Raw genomic sequence first — 13,094 nt, 5'->3', positions numbered from 1 at the left:
TTACACCGGCAGTCGGTAGGACTTGGTGGCCTGCAGGATGTCCAGCGTCATGACATCCTCCAGCCTGGGCGCGCGCGCACGGAACTGCCCGAGCTGCGCGTACAGCGAGATCTGCTCCTGCCATACGGCCGGGTCCATGGCGCCCCACCCCTGGGTGCCGCTTTCCTTGTTGAAGGCATAGCCCATCAGTGAGTCGATCGAGGCGCGCTCGTCCGCGTGGTTCAGGCTGGGGTAATCCTTGAGCAGCAGATCGACCGCCTGGTCACGGTTCTTGTTGGCGTAGAGCCAACCGCGCGCGGTCGCGCGCAAGAAGCGCTGCAGCACCTCCGGATGGTTGCGCAGGGTGTTGGTGTGCGCGTAGTACGGCAAGGCGTACAGGCGCACGCCCGAGTCCCACAGGCTCAGGTCGACGCGGTCCGCACCCAGCGCCTTGAGCGCCGAAACGTTGGTCTGCCAGCCGGTCACCGCATCGACCCGCCCGCTCAGCAGCGGCATCATGTCGGCACCGATCGGCACGATGTTGACCTGGCTCTCCGCGATCTTGTGCTTGGCGAGCAAGGCCTTGAGCAGCACCAGCCCGGTGGCCTGGATGCCGATCCGCTTGCCGATCATGTCCTGCGGGGAACGGATCGGCGTTTTCTTGAGAGAGAAGAAGGCATAAGGATGCTGCTGCAGGCCGACGGCGAAGCATTTGACCGGCAGCCCTTCCGACACCGCCAGCATCACCGAAGGGCTGGAAGAGATCTGCCCGACCTCGCCGCGCCCCGAGGCCACGATGGCTACCCCATCGATATTGGGGCCGCCGGGCTGGATCTTGAAGTCGATGCCCTCCTGCTCGTAGTAGCCGAGGCGCTTGGCCACCACCTCAGCCACCTGATTGCCGCCGGGCACCCAGCCCAGCTGCATGCTGACCGCAGCGCGCTCGGTGGCGAGGGCGCGCACCGACAATAACGCACCCGAGGCAGCCAGCCCGCCCGCCAACAAGGACGTTTGCAGCACACGGCGGCGACCAGGATTTTCTAATCGTGGCATCTCGAACTCCTTTAATAGCTGTCTCATTGCGCTGGCCTGGCAGTGCCAGCGGGATCTCGTGTTGAGGCCATTTTGAGGTTGGGGTGGCGCTCTAACAAGAACTGATTTTAGAGCGCTACCGATGCCAAAATTAGAGCACTATTTCCGTGCGCGACCCGCACCAGAAGGGCGCAACGGTACGCCAACCTGGTGCATAAAGCTGAGCACCACTAGCCACACCGAGCGAATAATTCGCTCGGCGGTGACAAAAATCGGTGCTTCCTGCGGCGGTTCTTCTGCATGGAGAATGCCCTTCAAATCTCACTGATAAAGAGATTCGAGAGGAAGAAACATGACAAGAGCATTTCGCCGCATGGCTCCGCCGTTTCGTGGCTTGATCCGCGCATAGCGGCCGCGTCCCTCTCTCCCAATCCAGCTCCCGTCTCTACCTGATCCCTGTGCACCCGGTGCACATTGGGGAGGGCTGTGCTTATTCATCACTCGACAGGAAAGTCACCATGAAGCGATGTGTCATAGCTGCCGCCGCCATGCTGCTGGCGTGCCCGGCATCCCATGCAGAAAGCGGCGTGAATCTGTATGGCCTGATTTCGACCGGCATCGTGTATGCCAACAACCAGAACGGCCATTCCCAGGTGCAGCTGGCGAACGGCCCGATGCAGACGCCGCGCTGGGGCCTGCGGGGAACGGAAGAGCTGGGGGGCGGGAACACCGCCTTCTATACGCTGGAAGGCGGCTTCGCCATCGACACCGGCACCTTGTCGCAAGGCGGCCGCCTGTTTGGCCGGCAGGCATTCGTCGGCATGTCGTCGCCGGTCCTTGGCACCATCAGCCTGGGCCGGCAGTACGACCTGTCCGCAGCGACATTGTGGTCCTATGAATCGGCCACGCAGTTCGCCGCCTTCGGCACGCATATCGGCGATAGCGACAACGTCTTCAACACCTTCCGCGTCAACAACACGATCGCCTACAAGAGCCCTTCGTACGGGGGCCTGCAATTCGCCGGCATGATGAGTCTTGGCGAAAAGCCGGGCGACTTCCGCTCCAACAACGCATACAGCCTCGGCGTCTCCTACAAGCGCAATGATCTTTCGCTGGGCATTGCCTATGAGGAACTGAACACGCCCAACAGCGCTGGCAACCAGTCGGGCGCGGTGGTTGGCGACTATGGCTTCTCTTCCCCGTTCGTGACGAGCAAAGCAAGCGGGGCCAAGGTCGACCATCAGCGCATCTTCGGCGCTGGAGGCGCCTACCAGTTTGGCAAGGTGGGGGTATCGGCGCTGTACACCAATGTACGCTTCGACTACCTGGACAATACGCGGCTGACGGTCAACAACGGAGAGATTTCCGTGACCGACTACATCACACCCAACCTGCTGCTCGGCGCCGCCTATATCTATACCTGGGGCGAGTACCAGCCCGGCGGCAGCCAGCCGAAATGGCACCAGGTCAACCTTGGCGCGGATTACTTCCTGTCCAAGCGTACCGATCTGTTCCTGGTTGGCATCTATCAACGGGCGGCCGGCGACGCCACCTACGCGCAGATCTATACGCTCTCGCCGTCATCGACCAGATCGCAGGTCACTGCGGTAACGGGGATCAGGCACAAGTTCTGAGTTGCGCCTTACCCCAGGGTCCAGGTCAGCGCGTCAGCACTTCGCGAATCGTATCGGCGAGCTCCTTGGCCACGAACTTGGCCACATAGGCGTCCGCTCCCACCTTGCGCACATGCTCCTCGCTGGCCTCGCCCGACAGGGACGAATGGATCACCACCGGCAGCGACTTCAGGCGGGCATCCGCCTTGATCTTGCGGGTCAGCGTAAAGCCGTCCATCTCCGGCATTTCCAGGTCGGTCAGCACCAATGCCACTTCGTCCTGCACCGACCTGCCCTGGCTGGCGGCCTCGATGGCAATGCTGTCGAGCATGTCCCAGGCTTCCTTGCCGGTCTTGGTCATCACCACCGGCGCGCCCAGCGCCTTGAGCCCCTGCTCGATCAGTCCGCGCGCCAGCGCGGAGTCGTCCGCGGCAATCACCTTTGCCCCGGGGCGCAGGTTCAGGCCGGGGCCCACCGATCCGGGGTCGACATCGGGCTGGCGCGCCGGCAGCACATCGCGCAGGATCTGCTCCACGTCCAGCACCTGCACCAGCCGCGCCTGGTCCGTGCCCGCATCGAGCTTGGCGATGCTGGTCACGTGCCCGGTACGCACGCTGGCTTCAGCCGAATGCACCTGGTTCCATTCCAGGCGCACGATTTCCTCCACCGCTTCCACGGCAAACCCTTGCGTGGAGCGCGCGTACTCCGTCACCAGCAGGATGCCGAGCCCATTGCGCGGCTTGCATCCGACCAGGCGCGGCAGGTCGATCACCGGGATCACCTGGCCGCGGATATCCGCCATGCCGAGGATGGAAGGCTGCGCGCCCACCACGGTGGTCACCGGCGGCATCACCAGGATCTCGCGAACCTTGAACACGTTGATGCCGAACAACTCGGACTGGCCCGTGTGCTCGGCGTCGCCAAGCCTGAACAACAGCAGCTCGAACTGGTTGTTGTTGGTCAGGTTGGTCCGTTCATCGATATCCCTCATCGAACTGCTCATGCGTCGCTCCCGTGCTGTGCATTGTTTGTTCTGCTTGCTTCCTGCGGCCTGGCGGCGAGTTGGCTTGCAGGTATTCACGACGGAATAACGGCAGCGGGAAGGGGATTCTGAATAAGAGGAACGGGCGGAAACGGGGTGTGTCCGGAGTAAAGACGACCTTAGGCAGGACGGGGGCTACCCGCCCGCCAGCGCCTGCAGGATATGCACCTCGTCCCCCGCCTGCAGCGGTGCATCCAGCCGCATCAGCTGCACCCGGTTCACGAATACGCGCACATACGGGCGCAGCTTGCCCTGCTCATCGACAATCCTGAATCGCATGCCGGGGTACTGGCGGTCCAGGTCATCCAGCAGTTCGCCGATGCTGGCGCCGCTGGCTTCGACTTCCGGCTGCTGGCCCGTGTATGAAAGCAGTGGGGTGGCGATATGCACGAGCATGCCGGCCACCTTCAACGTGACGCCGGCCGCGCCACCTGCACCGCATAGATATGCGGCAGATGGCTGGCAATGCATTGCCATGCCTCGCCTTCGTCGGTGCTAGCCCAGACTTCGCCGCCCGTCGTGCCGAAGTACACGCCAACCGGCCCGTGGGCGTCGGCGGCCATGGCCTGTCGCTTGACCGTGAACCACGCCTGGCTGGCGGGAAGGCCGCGGTCCTTGCGCTGCCAAGTCTCGCCGGCATCGCGGGTGACATACACCGCGGGCTTGCCCTCGGGGCTGACGCGTGGCCACACATCGGTGCCGTCCATCGGGAACACCCACACGGTGCGCGGGTCGCGCCGGTGCGCGACGATCGGGAAGCCGATATCGCCCACATCGCGCGGCATCGCGTCGCCGATCCGCTTCCACACGCCCTCGCGCCGGTCCATCCGGTAGATGCCGCAGTGATTCTGCTGGTAGAGGATGTCGGGCGCGGCCGGATGCTGCAGCACGCAGTGCGGATCCTGCCCGTATTCGGGATTGGGATCGGCCAGGAAGTTGGCGACGCTGCCGCGGTTAAGGGGCTTCCAGTCCGCGCCGGCATCGGTGCTTTCGAATACGCCGCCGCTGGACATGCCGATGTACAGGTGGCGCGCATCGCGCGGATCGACCAGGATCGAATGCAGCTTGGGGCCATCGGGGGTGCCGTCCTGCTCGCCGCCGGTCCAGGTCCGCCACATCGGATGATCGTTGAACCCGGCGACCGGGTCCCAGGTGTCGCCATTGTCCGTCGTGCGGAACAGGCCCTGCGGCGAAGTGCCGGCGTACCACGCGCCCGGCTCGCTGGCATGGCCGGGCGTGAGCCAGAAGACGTGGTCGACCACGCGGCCTTTCTCGCCTTCGGGCGCTTTAGGGAATGCAGGGGGCCGGCTGGCTTCCGTCCAGTTGCGGCCGCCGTCGGTGCTGCGGAACACGGTCGGTCCCAGGTGCCCGGTGCGTGCCGCCATCAGCATCAGGCCCGGATCGCGCGGATCCTGCACGATGTGATGGATGGTATGGCCAAGGAAGACCGGCCCGTCGAGCGTCCAGGTCTTGCGAGCGTCGTCGCTGGTCAGGAACCAGGCACCCTTGAGCGTGGCGATCAGCAGGCGGACCGGGCCCGTGTCGGGTGCCGGAAGGTCGGGGGCGGGGGATTGCGGTGCCGTGTTAGCAGTCATCATGACTCCTGCTGGTTGGCCGGGGAACGGTGCTTCCGAGTCTAGTCTATGTAGACAGTGTTCACAATTATGCAGCGCAACATGGATGAAATTCGAACTCAGGTGATCACTGAGGTTGATGACAGTTAGCGCAGGATAAAAGCAGGATACCTAGACAATGTCTCAGTAATGTGGCATAAGACGCTTTCCCCTGCCGCTCGAATTCATGGCGAATTTGCCATGCCGAAGCCGGCACCGGGGAATGCCAAACCAATGCCAATGCCGCTGTCGCGCCGCACCTTCGCCCCGCACCGTCATGCCATGCATGATGCGTCCGCGCGCGCACGCGGACAGCGCCTGAGCCCCGCCGCCTCCGACCTGACCGCCGCCTGGCTGGTCCGCCGCGCCGTGCTTTTCCTGGCCGTGCGGGCCGCTCGGGACACCATCATCTGGACCTGAGCTTTCCCGCACGGCACATAGCGTGCAGATGCCGAACCGGCATCTGCTGTGAATCGTGCATCCAGGAAAAAGCCCATGTCCCCGATCTACCTCCAGACCTTCTGCGCCATGGTGGCGCTTGCCGCGCTCTACGTCCTGCTCAACGGCTGACCGGGACCGCTATGACACCAGTCCTCAACCTGCCCTGGCCGGGGCAGGCATTACTGCGCGCGCTGGAGCTGCGCATCGATGTCAGCCACGGCCCGGCCGAACTCGAGCGCGAGCTCGCCGCCATCCATGACCGCATCCGCCGCCCCGGCGACCGGCTGCACGCCATGCCGGCAGTGCCGGCGGGCGTGCCGGGACTGCGCCTGCGCTACCGCGAAGCCGACGGCGAGTACTACGTGTATGTGGAAGACGCCGCCCGCGGGCGGCTGGCCGGCTACACGGTCTTCAACCGGCTGACCGAAGTCGGCCGGCGCGCTGACCCGTGCGTGCGTGCCCCTCATTCGAAATACGCGGCGCCGTATCAGCGCCGCGGCCTGGCGACGGCGCTCTACCGATGGGGACTCGATGCCGGGCTGTGCCTGATGAGCGGGGCGCGCCAGTCGGCTGGCGCCAACGCGCTGTGGCAGGCGCTGGCCAGGCACTACACGCTGGGCTATGTCGACTTGCGCCAGAAAACGCTGACGTACCTGGGAAGTTCGGTCAGCGACGAGGTGCTCGGCGACCTGCACACGCGCATGGTTCTGCTCGGCCGCGGCTGGACGATGACATCGTTCAGCCAGGCCACAGGCATGTACTGACGGATTGCCGGCCACGGCGGCCGGCCGATGCGCGATGGCTCAGAGGTACGTCAGCGGCGCGGCGGCACGGGCGTTGTCCGCGTAGAGCGTCCAGCCGTGCGCAAAATATGCGCGCACGCAGGCGGCCAGCGAACGTCCGCTGCCCATGCGGGCGTAGTGAGACACATCGCGGGCAGCTTCGGACGTTGCCTTGACCGGAGCCTTGGAAGACGGGCGGTAAAGCGTATCGGCAAGCACTTGCATGGATGACCTTCCTGTTTTTGTCAGTGGGGCCCGCGGTGCACTTCTCGTACATTTCTGATGCGCGCGAGGCAGAGCCGAGGGTTATCCCTAGTATATAGAAGTTATCTCCCAGGCATCCGGGTCAGCCCCTATAGGCCGCATATCAGCTGCGTGATAATGCCAGGCTGCTTTCCGCGCCAAGGTCGGCAAGACGTTCGCAAGACGTGCCATTTAGCGCACATTCGACATTCCGATGCCGGCATACCGCGCATTGTTGCCGGGTGATGAAGAGTTTCCCGGACTCACCTAGCCTTCAGCCTTGCCCAGATCACGCCCGCGCAGAAGGCCGTCGACAGCCGGCACACCGATAAAACCGGGAAAGATTGCTTCCGCGCTCTGCCCCGATACCTAGAACCATGTGAGACAAGCAAGCCTGACGACGCGCCGCACGCCGGACGTTGCAGAGCCCTGCAAGGAGACAGTTCATCATGATCGAACAGCCCTATCCGTCAGCAACGGAAGTCGATACCGCGCGCCCCGAAGTCAAAAACAAGCTCGACGCGTATTTCCAGATCAGCGCGCGCGGCAGCACCCAGCGGCAGGAAGTGGTGGCCGGCGTGACCACCTTCATGGCAATGGTGTACGCGGTATTCGTGGTGCCCGGCATGCTGGGCAAGGCCGGCTTTGACACCAGCGCCGTGTTCGTCGCGGTGTGCCTGACCACCGCCTTCGGCTCGCTGCTAATGGGTCTGTGGGCCAAGCTGCCGATCGCGATCGGCTGCGCCATCTCGCTGACGGCATTCATGGCCTTCGGGCTGGTGCTCGGCCAGGGTCTGTCGCCGGCCGTGGCGCTGGGCGCGGTGTTCCTGATGGGCGTGGTATTCACGGCGATCTCGGTGACCGGCGTGCGCTCATGGATCCTGCGCAACCTGCCGGCGGGCGTGGCCCACGGCGCGGGGATCGGCATCGGCCTGTTCCTGCTGCTGATTGCCTCCAACGAAGTCGGCCTGGTGGTCAAGAATGCCGGCGCGGGCCTACCCGTCGCGCTGGGCAAGATCACCTCGTTTCCGGTGGTGATGTCGGTGCTGGGCCTGGCCGCGATCTTCGGCCTGGAGCGCCGCCGCGTGCCTGGCGGCATCCTGCTGGTGATCATCGCCATCTCGGTGCTGGGCCTGATCTTCGATCCTGCTGTGAAGTTCACCGGCGTGTTCGCCCTGCCCTCGCTGAGCGCCCCGGGCCATGAATCGCTGATCGGCGCGATGGACATCCGCGGCGCGCTGACCGCCGCCGTGCTGCCGAGCGTGCTGGCACTGGTGATGACCGCCGTGTTCGACGCCACCGGCACCATCCGCGCCGTGGCAGGCCAGGCCGGCCAGCTCGATGCAAGCGGCCGCATCCACAACGGCGGCCGCGCACTGACGGCCGACTCGGTCAGCTCGATCTTCTCTGCCATGTTCGGTGGCGCACCGGCTGCCGCCTACATCGAATCGACCGTCGGCGTGGCCGCGGGCGCCAAGACCGGCCTGACCGCCGTGGTGGTGGGCCTGCTGTTCCTGGCCGTGATGTTCGTCTCGCCGCTGGCCGGCCTGGTGCCGTCGTACGCCACCGCGCCCGCGCTGATGTACGTGGGCCTGCTGATGCTGTCCAGCGTGAGCCGCCTGCATATGGACGACCTCGTCGATGCGCTCGCTGGCCTGGTCTGCGCCGTGTTCATCGTGCTGACCTGCAATATCGTCACCGGCATCATGCTCGGCTTCTGCACCCTGGTGGTGGGCCGCATCGTCGCGGGTGAATGGCGCAAGCTGAATATCGGCACGGTGGCTATCGCCATCGCCCTGGCCGCGTTCTACGCGGGAGGGTGGGCGATCTGATGCCCGTCCCGGCACGCCAGCCTAGCGTGCCGGATGCCATGCCATAGCAAGAATGTCTCCTCCGCCGCCAGTCCGGTGGATTTCAGCCCGGGGCTCCTGCTTTCCCGGGCATTCTTTTTTGGGGGTCAGCGCAAGCCCTGCGCGAGCTTCGATAAGCGCCTGACCAGCGCATCAAATCGCTCCGCCGCCGTATTCCCGTACCCCAGCACCAGTCCGTTGTCCTGCGGCAGCGCCCGCAGCGAGAAACGCGACAGCGCCGCCGGCAACATGCCGTGCCGGGCCGCCGCAAGCGCAATCTCCGCATCGGGATATTGCGCCGGCAGGCGCACCGTCAGGTGCATCCCCGCATCGCCTCCTGCCACCTCGTGCGGCACCTCGAAGTGCTGCGCCAGCGCCGCGCGCAACACGAGCTGACGCGATCGGTACAGCCGCCGCATGCGTCCCAGGTGCCGGCTGAACTGCCCGCTTTCGATGAACTCCGCCAGCGCCAGCTGTTCATGGCGATGGCCGCCACGCAGGAATTCCTCGAGCGAGGGCCGCACGGCATCCGCCAGCTCGGCCGGCAAGACCACGAAGCCCACGCGCAAGGCCGGAAACATGGTCTTGCTGAAGCTGCCGACATAGAGCACCGGCGCGCCCTCCACCAGTCCCTGCATGGCGCCGATCGGATCGCCGGCGTGGCGGAACTCGCTGTCGTAGTCGTCCTCGATGATCCACGCGCCGTGACGGCGCGCCTGCGTGATCAGTTCGAGCCTCCTCGCCGCAGACAGCACCGCTCCGCACGGGTACTGATGCGAGGGCGTGGTGTAGATCAGGCGAGGCGGATGCGCCTGCCAGTCGGCATCTGTCCAGCAAAGGCCGCCCTGATCGACACGCACCGGAACAATGCACAGGTCACCGCCGCGCATCGCTGCCTTGGCGCCGCGATAACCGGGGTCTTCGACCCATGCGGTCTCGCCGGGGTTCGACAGCAGGCGTACGCATAGTGCGAGGGCTTCCTGCGCGCCCTCCGTGATGACGACCCGGGCCGCTTCGCAGCGCACGCCCCGGGCGAAAGCCAGATGCCCGGCAATGGCAGCGCGCAGGCGAGGCTCTCCGGCCGGATCGCCGTAGCCGAGCGCCAAAGGCCCGGTCTGGCGGATGGCGCGATCCAGTGCCCGCTGCCAGGCGGCCAGCGGAAACTGCGAGAGCGCCGGCACGCCGGGGCGCAGAGCGGTCTCTGCGCCGGGCGGCAGCACCGCCGGCGGGATCGTCCGCAGGCGCAGCGCTGTCGCGGGCGCAGGCACCGGGTCCTTTGGCTTGCGTTCAGGCATGCCGTGCGCAAGCCGTGCCACCCGCGTGCCTTGCCGGCTCGGAAGCACGTACCCCTCCACGCCTAGCTGCTCATACGCAGCGGTGACGGTATTGCGGGCAATCGACAAGGTCTCCGCCAGCACTCGCGAGCCCGGCAGCCGGCTTCCGGCCGGAAGCGCGCCGTCGAGGATGGCCCGCTTGAGGCGGTGGTACAGCTGCGCCTGCATCGAGCCTGCGGCCTCGTCACGGCGAAGGGGTGCGTCAAGCATTGCCTGCGTCACTTCAGGAAATTCAGGAAATGCGTTTGGCGTCATTGCGGTCACCCGTGGCTCCATGAATTAGCCAAACTCTGGCTCTTTCTCAGGAGCCACGTGACAGTTACTGTAGCACTGCCCCCTCCTCTCCCAGGACACGAACCATGGTTTCCACAAACGCCTTCCAGCAACCGGTCGGTGAACTGCTTCCTGAATGGACCGCGCGTGCGTTGCCGCAGCGGGCGCCGCTGCCGGGCCGCTACTGTCGCCTCGAGCCGCTGGACGCGCAACGCCACGCACAGGACCTGTTCGCCGCCTACAGCCAGGCCGCCGACGGCCGCGACTGGACCTACATGAATGCCGGGCCATTTGGCGACGTGGCCAGCTACAGGCAGCACGCCGAGCGCGCAGCGGCCAGCACCGATCCCCTGCACTATGCCGTGATCGATTCGGCGACGCAGCGCGCCATTGGCACGCTGGCCCTGATGCGCATCGACCCGGCCAATGGCGTGATCGAAGTCGGGCACGTTGCGTTTTCACCGCTGCTCCAACGTACGCGTGCATCGACAGAAGCGCATTTCCTGTTAATGCGCCATGTGTTTGAAGGCCTTGGCTATCGGCGCTGCGAATGGAAATGCGACAACCTGAATGGTCCGTCGCGCCAGGCGGCGGCCCGGCTGGGCTATCGCTTCGAAGGACTTTTCCGCCAGGCGATCGTGTACAAAGGCAGGTCGCGCGACACCGCGTGGTTTTCCGTCATCGATGGCGAATGGCAAGGCTTGCGCTCAGCCTTTCAACAATGGCTCGATCCCGCGAATTTCGATGCACAAGGCATGCAGCGCGCATCCCTGACGCAAATCCGTGATCAGCAGCCCGAATACGCCTGAGTACGGATTCGCAAATCGGCAGGGGCCCATGCCGGGCTTCCTGCCGTTTCGTAACCATACATAAAGCCCAGGTCCATTGGCGCTTTATAGGTATTCCCTCCGACCTGCCCTGCCGCACTGACCGGTTCATCCACGCACACGCGGCGCTGCGCTGAAAGACGGACCAGCACTTCCGTTGAAGGTGCAGGACTTTTCCTCGGTCAGCAGACATCATGAAGATGTCTTCTCTGATGATCATGCAGGTCGCGGCCTCATCGTGAATTGCGGATTGAAGCTGAAGCCGAGGCTGCTAAAGAACGCAATCGACTTATCCAGATTGCGGACTGGCGGATGCACGAAGACCTGTTTGTTCATGCTTGCCTCATGAAGTAATTTCGGCGCCGGCTTTTTTCGCCAGGGCAGGAAAATCATCCATCAGGATCGGAATCCGAAGCCCGATATACAAGTCTCCGAATTCCTGGAATCGGCGCGCGTCCCGCTCTTCCCGCCCAATCCCGCACCGTTTCCACTTCTGCGTGCATTTTCTCTTATTTTTTTGTAACCTTTTTATGTCACCCGATGCATGAAGTTCTAGTACCATGCAGCAACCAATTTGCGAAGGGGATATAAGAATGGCGACATACAAGCAACTTCTGGCCGAAAAGGAAGCGCTGGAAGCCAAGCTGAATGAAGTGCGGGCAACGGAAGTCGCCGGCGTTATCGAGAAAATCCAGAGCCTGATGGCCGAGTACGGCCTGAGCGTGGACGATATCGCGCCCAAGCGTCGCCGTGGCCGCCCCGCGGGGACCGGTGCTGCGAAGAAGGCAGCTTCGTCGCTCCCCCCCAAGTACATGGATCCAAAGACCGGCAAGACCTGGTCCGGCCGCGGCCGCGCTCCGGCGTGGCTGGGCAAGCGCCCGGAACGTTTCCTGATCGAGTCGTAACCGGTACCTGAACGGCCGGGCTGCAACAGCCGGCTGTTCGCGCCTGCCGTCATGTCCCGCGGCAGGCCTGCCTCACCCTTTCCGGCGCCGTCAGCGCGCCTGGCAGACGTATTCCTTCCTCAGCGCACGAAAGCCTTGCTGGGTCGGCTCGGGTCCGACCATCGCCCCGCCATCGGCCAGCGGCCGCAGGCGCACCACCTGCGCCGAGCACTGGCTGGCCGTCTCGTCACGCCGGTAGCGGATCTCGTACTGGCCGCCGGCTTCTGGCACGAATGACACGCCCGCGGCGCAGCGAAGCTCCGGCAACGGCGGCGCGGCCATCGAGGTCACCGCCACGTAGATGCGCTTGCCGGCTTCCACCCGGCGCTCGCGCGTACGGGCTGGCGGTTCGGGCGATTTCCCTGCCATGTCCAGGGCGGGGTCGCGGCCCATTGCCGACAACTGCTTGCCGGTCCCGGCCAGCACGGCCGGCCTGGCGGGAACCGGGCATTTGGCCGGATCGACTACAGCGAAGGTGGTGTTATCGTCAGTGCCAGTGAGTAATCGCACACTGGCTGCCGGCGCGCCGTCGGGCACGCGGTACCGGGCGACGCACCCGCTCAGGGCTGCGGCAGCGGCCATCGCCGCAAGAATGGGTACCGCGGACCACCGGTCATTGCGCATAGCTGGAAGGCTGGGACAAAGCCGGCATGACCAGGCCGGGCCGAGCCGGCAGTGGAAAGCCGCAGGAAGAAGGCAAGATGCAGGCAGTAGGCCGGACTAACCTACGCAGATCGCCCAGCATACCTGTTTCCCACCTGTCCCGTGCATGGGGCAAACCCATGTTGAAAACTTGTCCGGGATATCCACAGAATCTGTGGATATCCTCGCAGCACCTCCCCGAAAGCCCCTGTCTGTGCGTCACCGCACCGGAGTGCCCAAAAAATAAGCAACCGGTTGCACGGGTCATGACACCGGCGCCGGTGCCGGACAGCCCGCCAGCAGTTCGCTCGGCCGAGGGGGCTGCTCCAGCGCGGCAAGTTCGCCCTGCTCGATGATGCGGGGAATCCTCGCGGTATCGAACAGCCAGATGCGCTGGTCGAAATCCGGCATCTCCTTCGAAATGACACGGCGCGAATGCAAACGGTAACGCGCTGCTCGATGTGCGCGCTGCCGAATGC

At 64.7% G+C, this 13,094-nt stretch carries 13 protein-coding genes and 1 pseudogene; 6 read left to right on the top strand and 8 right to left on the bottom strand.

What is annotated here, in order from left to right; all coding sequences use genetic code 11:
• Complete coding sequence (locus tag RM96_RS29065) at nucleotides 1-1,032, bottom strand: ABC transporter substrate-binding protein (RefSeq protein WP_039015194.1); 1,032 nt, start codon at nucleotides 1,030-1,032, stop codon at nucleotides 1-3.
• A gap of 497 nt (nucleotides 1,033-1,529) precedes the next feature.
• On the opposite strand from RM96_RS29065, the gene RM96_RS29060 reads away from it, so the two are divergent.
• Entirely contained in the window at nucleotides 1,530-2,645 is a 1,116-nt protein-coding gene (locus tag RM96_RS29060) for a porin (RefSeq protein WP_039015193.1), read from the top strand.
• 25 nt (nucleotides 2,646-2,670) lie between these two features.
• Here the strand turns inward: RM96_RS29060 and RM96_RS29055 are convergent, their stop codons facing one another.
• From RM96_RS29055 to RM96_RS29045, 3 genes are all read right to left on the bottom strand, one after another.
• Nucleotides 2,671-3,627, bottom strand: a complete 957-nt coding sequence (locus RM96_RS29055) for a chemotaxis protein (RefSeq protein ID WP_039015192.1) — start codon at nucleotides 3,625-3,627, stop codon at nucleotides 2,671-2,673.
• 174 nt (nucleotides 3,628-3,801) lie between these two features.
• The gene (locus RM96_RS29050) at nucleotides 3,802-4,062 is read right to left on the bottom strand and encodes a MoaD/ThiS family protein (protein WP_039015238.1); all 261 of its coding nucleotides are present in this window, start codon (nucleotides 4,060-4,062) and stop codon (nucleotides 3,802-3,804) included.
• An 11-nt stretch (nucleotides 4,063-4,073) separates the two neighbouring features.
• On the bottom strand, nucleotides 4,074-5,264 hold the full coding sequence (locus tag RM96_RS29045) for a glycosyl hydrolase (RefSeq protein WP_238587463.1): 1,191 nt from the start codon (nucleotides 5,262-5,264) through the stop codon (nucleotides 4,074-4,076).
• A 249-nt stretch (nucleotides 5,265-5,513) separates the two neighbouring features.
• Between RM96_RS29045 and RM96_RS29040 the strand changes: the two genes are divergently transcribed.
• Both RM96_RS29040 and RM96_RS29035 read left to right on the top strand, forming a co-directional pair.
• Nucleotides 5,514-5,699 (top strand): hypothetical protein, encoded by a 186-nt coding sequence (locus RM96_RS29040; RefSeq protein WP_152624234.1) that lies wholly within the window; start codon nucleotides 5,514-5,516, stop codon nucleotides 5,697-5,699.
• A 161-nt stretch (nucleotides 5,700-5,860) separates the two neighbouring features.
• Nucleotides 5,861-6,484 (top strand): hypothetical protein, encoded by a 624-nt coding sequence (locus tag RM96_RS29035; protein WP_052279820.1) that lies wholly within the window; start codon nucleotides 5,861-5,863, stop codon nucleotides 6,482-6,484.
• Between the two features lie 39 nt (nucleotides 6,485-6,523).
• Here the strand turns inward: RM96_RS29035 and RM96_RS29030 are convergent, their stop codons facing one another.
• Nucleotides 6,524-6,727: a hypothetical protein gene (locus RM96_RS29030; protein ID WP_039015190.1), complete on the bottom strand. Its 204-nt coding sequence runs from the start codon at nucleotides 6,725-6,727 to the stop codon at nucleotides 6,524-6,526.
• 467 nt (nucleotides 6,728-7,194) lie between these two features.
• Here RM96_RS29030 and RM96_RS29025 point away from each other — a divergent pair, with 467 nt between their 5' ends.
• Nucleotides 7,195-8,577, top strand: coding sequence for an NCS2 family permease (locus RM96_RS29025; protein ID WP_039015189.1), 1,383 nt, complete (start codon nucleotides 7,195-7,197; stop codon nucleotides 8,575-8,577).
• A gap of 125 nt (nucleotides 8,578-8,702) precedes the next feature.
• Here RM96_RS29025 and pdxR read toward each other — a convergent pair whose 3' ends face one another.
• On the bottom strand, nucleotides 8,703-10,139 hold the full coding sequence (gene pdxR, locus RM96_RS29020) for a MocR-like pyridoxine biosynthesis transcription factor PdxR (protein ID WP_238587462.1): 1,437 nt from the start codon (nucleotides 10,137-10,139) through the stop codon (nucleotides 8,703-8,705).
• A 149-nt stretch (nucleotides 10,140-10,288) separates the two neighbouring features.
• On the opposite strand from pdxR, the pseudogene RM96_RS29015 reads away from it, so the two are divergent.
• Both RM96_RS29015 and RM96_RS29005 read left to right on the top strand, forming a co-directional pair.
• Nucleotides 10,289-10,996: pseudogene (locus RM96_RS29015) on the top strand (GNAT family N-acetyltransferase); the annotation flags it as partial.
• A 626-nt stretch (nucleotides 10,997-11,622) separates the two neighbouring features.
• A complete protein-coding gene (locus tag RM96_RS29005) occupies nucleotides 11,623-11,934 on the top strand; it encodes an H-NS histone family protein (protein WP_039015186.1) in 312 nt (103 codons plus the stop codon).
• A 90-nt stretch (nucleotides 11,935-12,024) separates the two neighbouring features.
• Here RM96_RS29005 and RM96_RS29000 read toward each other — a convergent pair whose 3' ends face one another.
• Nucleotides 12,025-12,483, bottom strand: coding sequence for a hypothetical protein (locus RM96_RS29000; protein WP_338011439.1), 459 nt, complete (start codon nucleotides 12,481-12,483; stop codon nucleotides 12,025-12,027).
• Nucleotides 12,484-12,879: 396 nt separating this feature from the next.
• Complete coding sequence (locus tag RM96_RS39540) at nucleotides 12,880-13,056, bottom strand: hypothetical protein (RefSeq protein ID WP_193752547.1); 177 nt, start codon at nucleotides 13,054-13,056, stop codon at nucleotides 12,880-12,882.
• Nucleotides 13,057-13,094 lie beyond the last annotated feature (38 nt).

The sequence above is a fragment of the Cupriavidus sp. IDO genome (genome assembly GCF_000812465.1).
Taxonomy (GTDB): domain Bacteria; phylum Pseudomonadota; class Gammaproteobacteria; order Burkholderiales; family Burkholderiaceae; genus Cupriavidus.
The sequence above is the reverse complement of the archived record's forward strand: the minus strand, read 5'-3'. Positions and strand labels throughout refer to the sequence as shown.

Bases quoted from the DNA above. Each gene is read 5' to 3' on its own strand.
- RM96_RS29065 (WP_039015194.1), bottom strand. From the start codon at position 1,032: ATGCCACGATTAGAAAATCCTGGTCGCCGCCGTGTGCTGCAAACGTCC.
- RM96_RS29060 (WP_039015193.1), top strand. From the start codon at position 1,530: ATGAAGCGATGTGTCATAGCTGCCGCCGCCATGCTGCTGGCGTGCCCG.
- RM96_RS29055 (WP_039015192.1), bottom strand. From the start codon at position 3,627: ATGAGCAGTTCGATGAGGGATATCGATGAACGGACCAACCTGACCAAC.
- RM96_RS29050 (WP_039015238.1), bottom strand. From the start codon at position 4,062: ATGCTCGTGCATATCGCCACCCCACTGCTTTCATACACGGGCCAGCAG.
- RM96_RS29045 (WP_238587463.1), bottom strand. From the start codon at position 5,264: ATGATGACTGCTAACACGGCACCGCAATCCCCCGCCCCCGACCTTCCG.
- RM96_RS29040 (WP_152624234.1), top strand. From the start codon at position 5,514: ATGCCAATGCCGCTGTCGCGCCGCACCTTCGCCCCGCACCGTCATGCC.
- RM96_RS29035 (WP_052279820.1), top strand. From the start codon at position 5,861: ATGACACCAGTCCTCAACCTGCCCTGGCCGGGGCAGGCATTACTGCGC.
- RM96_RS29030 (WP_039015190.1), bottom strand. From the start codon at position 6,727: ATGCAAGTGCTTGCCGATACGCTTTACCGCCCGTCTTCCAAGGCTCCG.
- RM96_RS29025 (WP_039015189.1), top strand. From the start codon at position 7,195: ATGATCGAACAGCCCTATCCGTCAGCAACGGAAGTCGATACCGCGCGC.
- pdxR (WP_238587462.1), bottom strand. From the start codon at position 10,139: ATGCTTGACGCACCCCTTCGCCGTGACGAGGCCGCAGGCTCGATGCAG.
- RM96_RS29005 (WP_039015186.1), top strand. From the start codon at position 11,623: ATGGCGACATACAAGCAACTTCTGGCCGAAAAGGAAGCGCTGGAAGCC.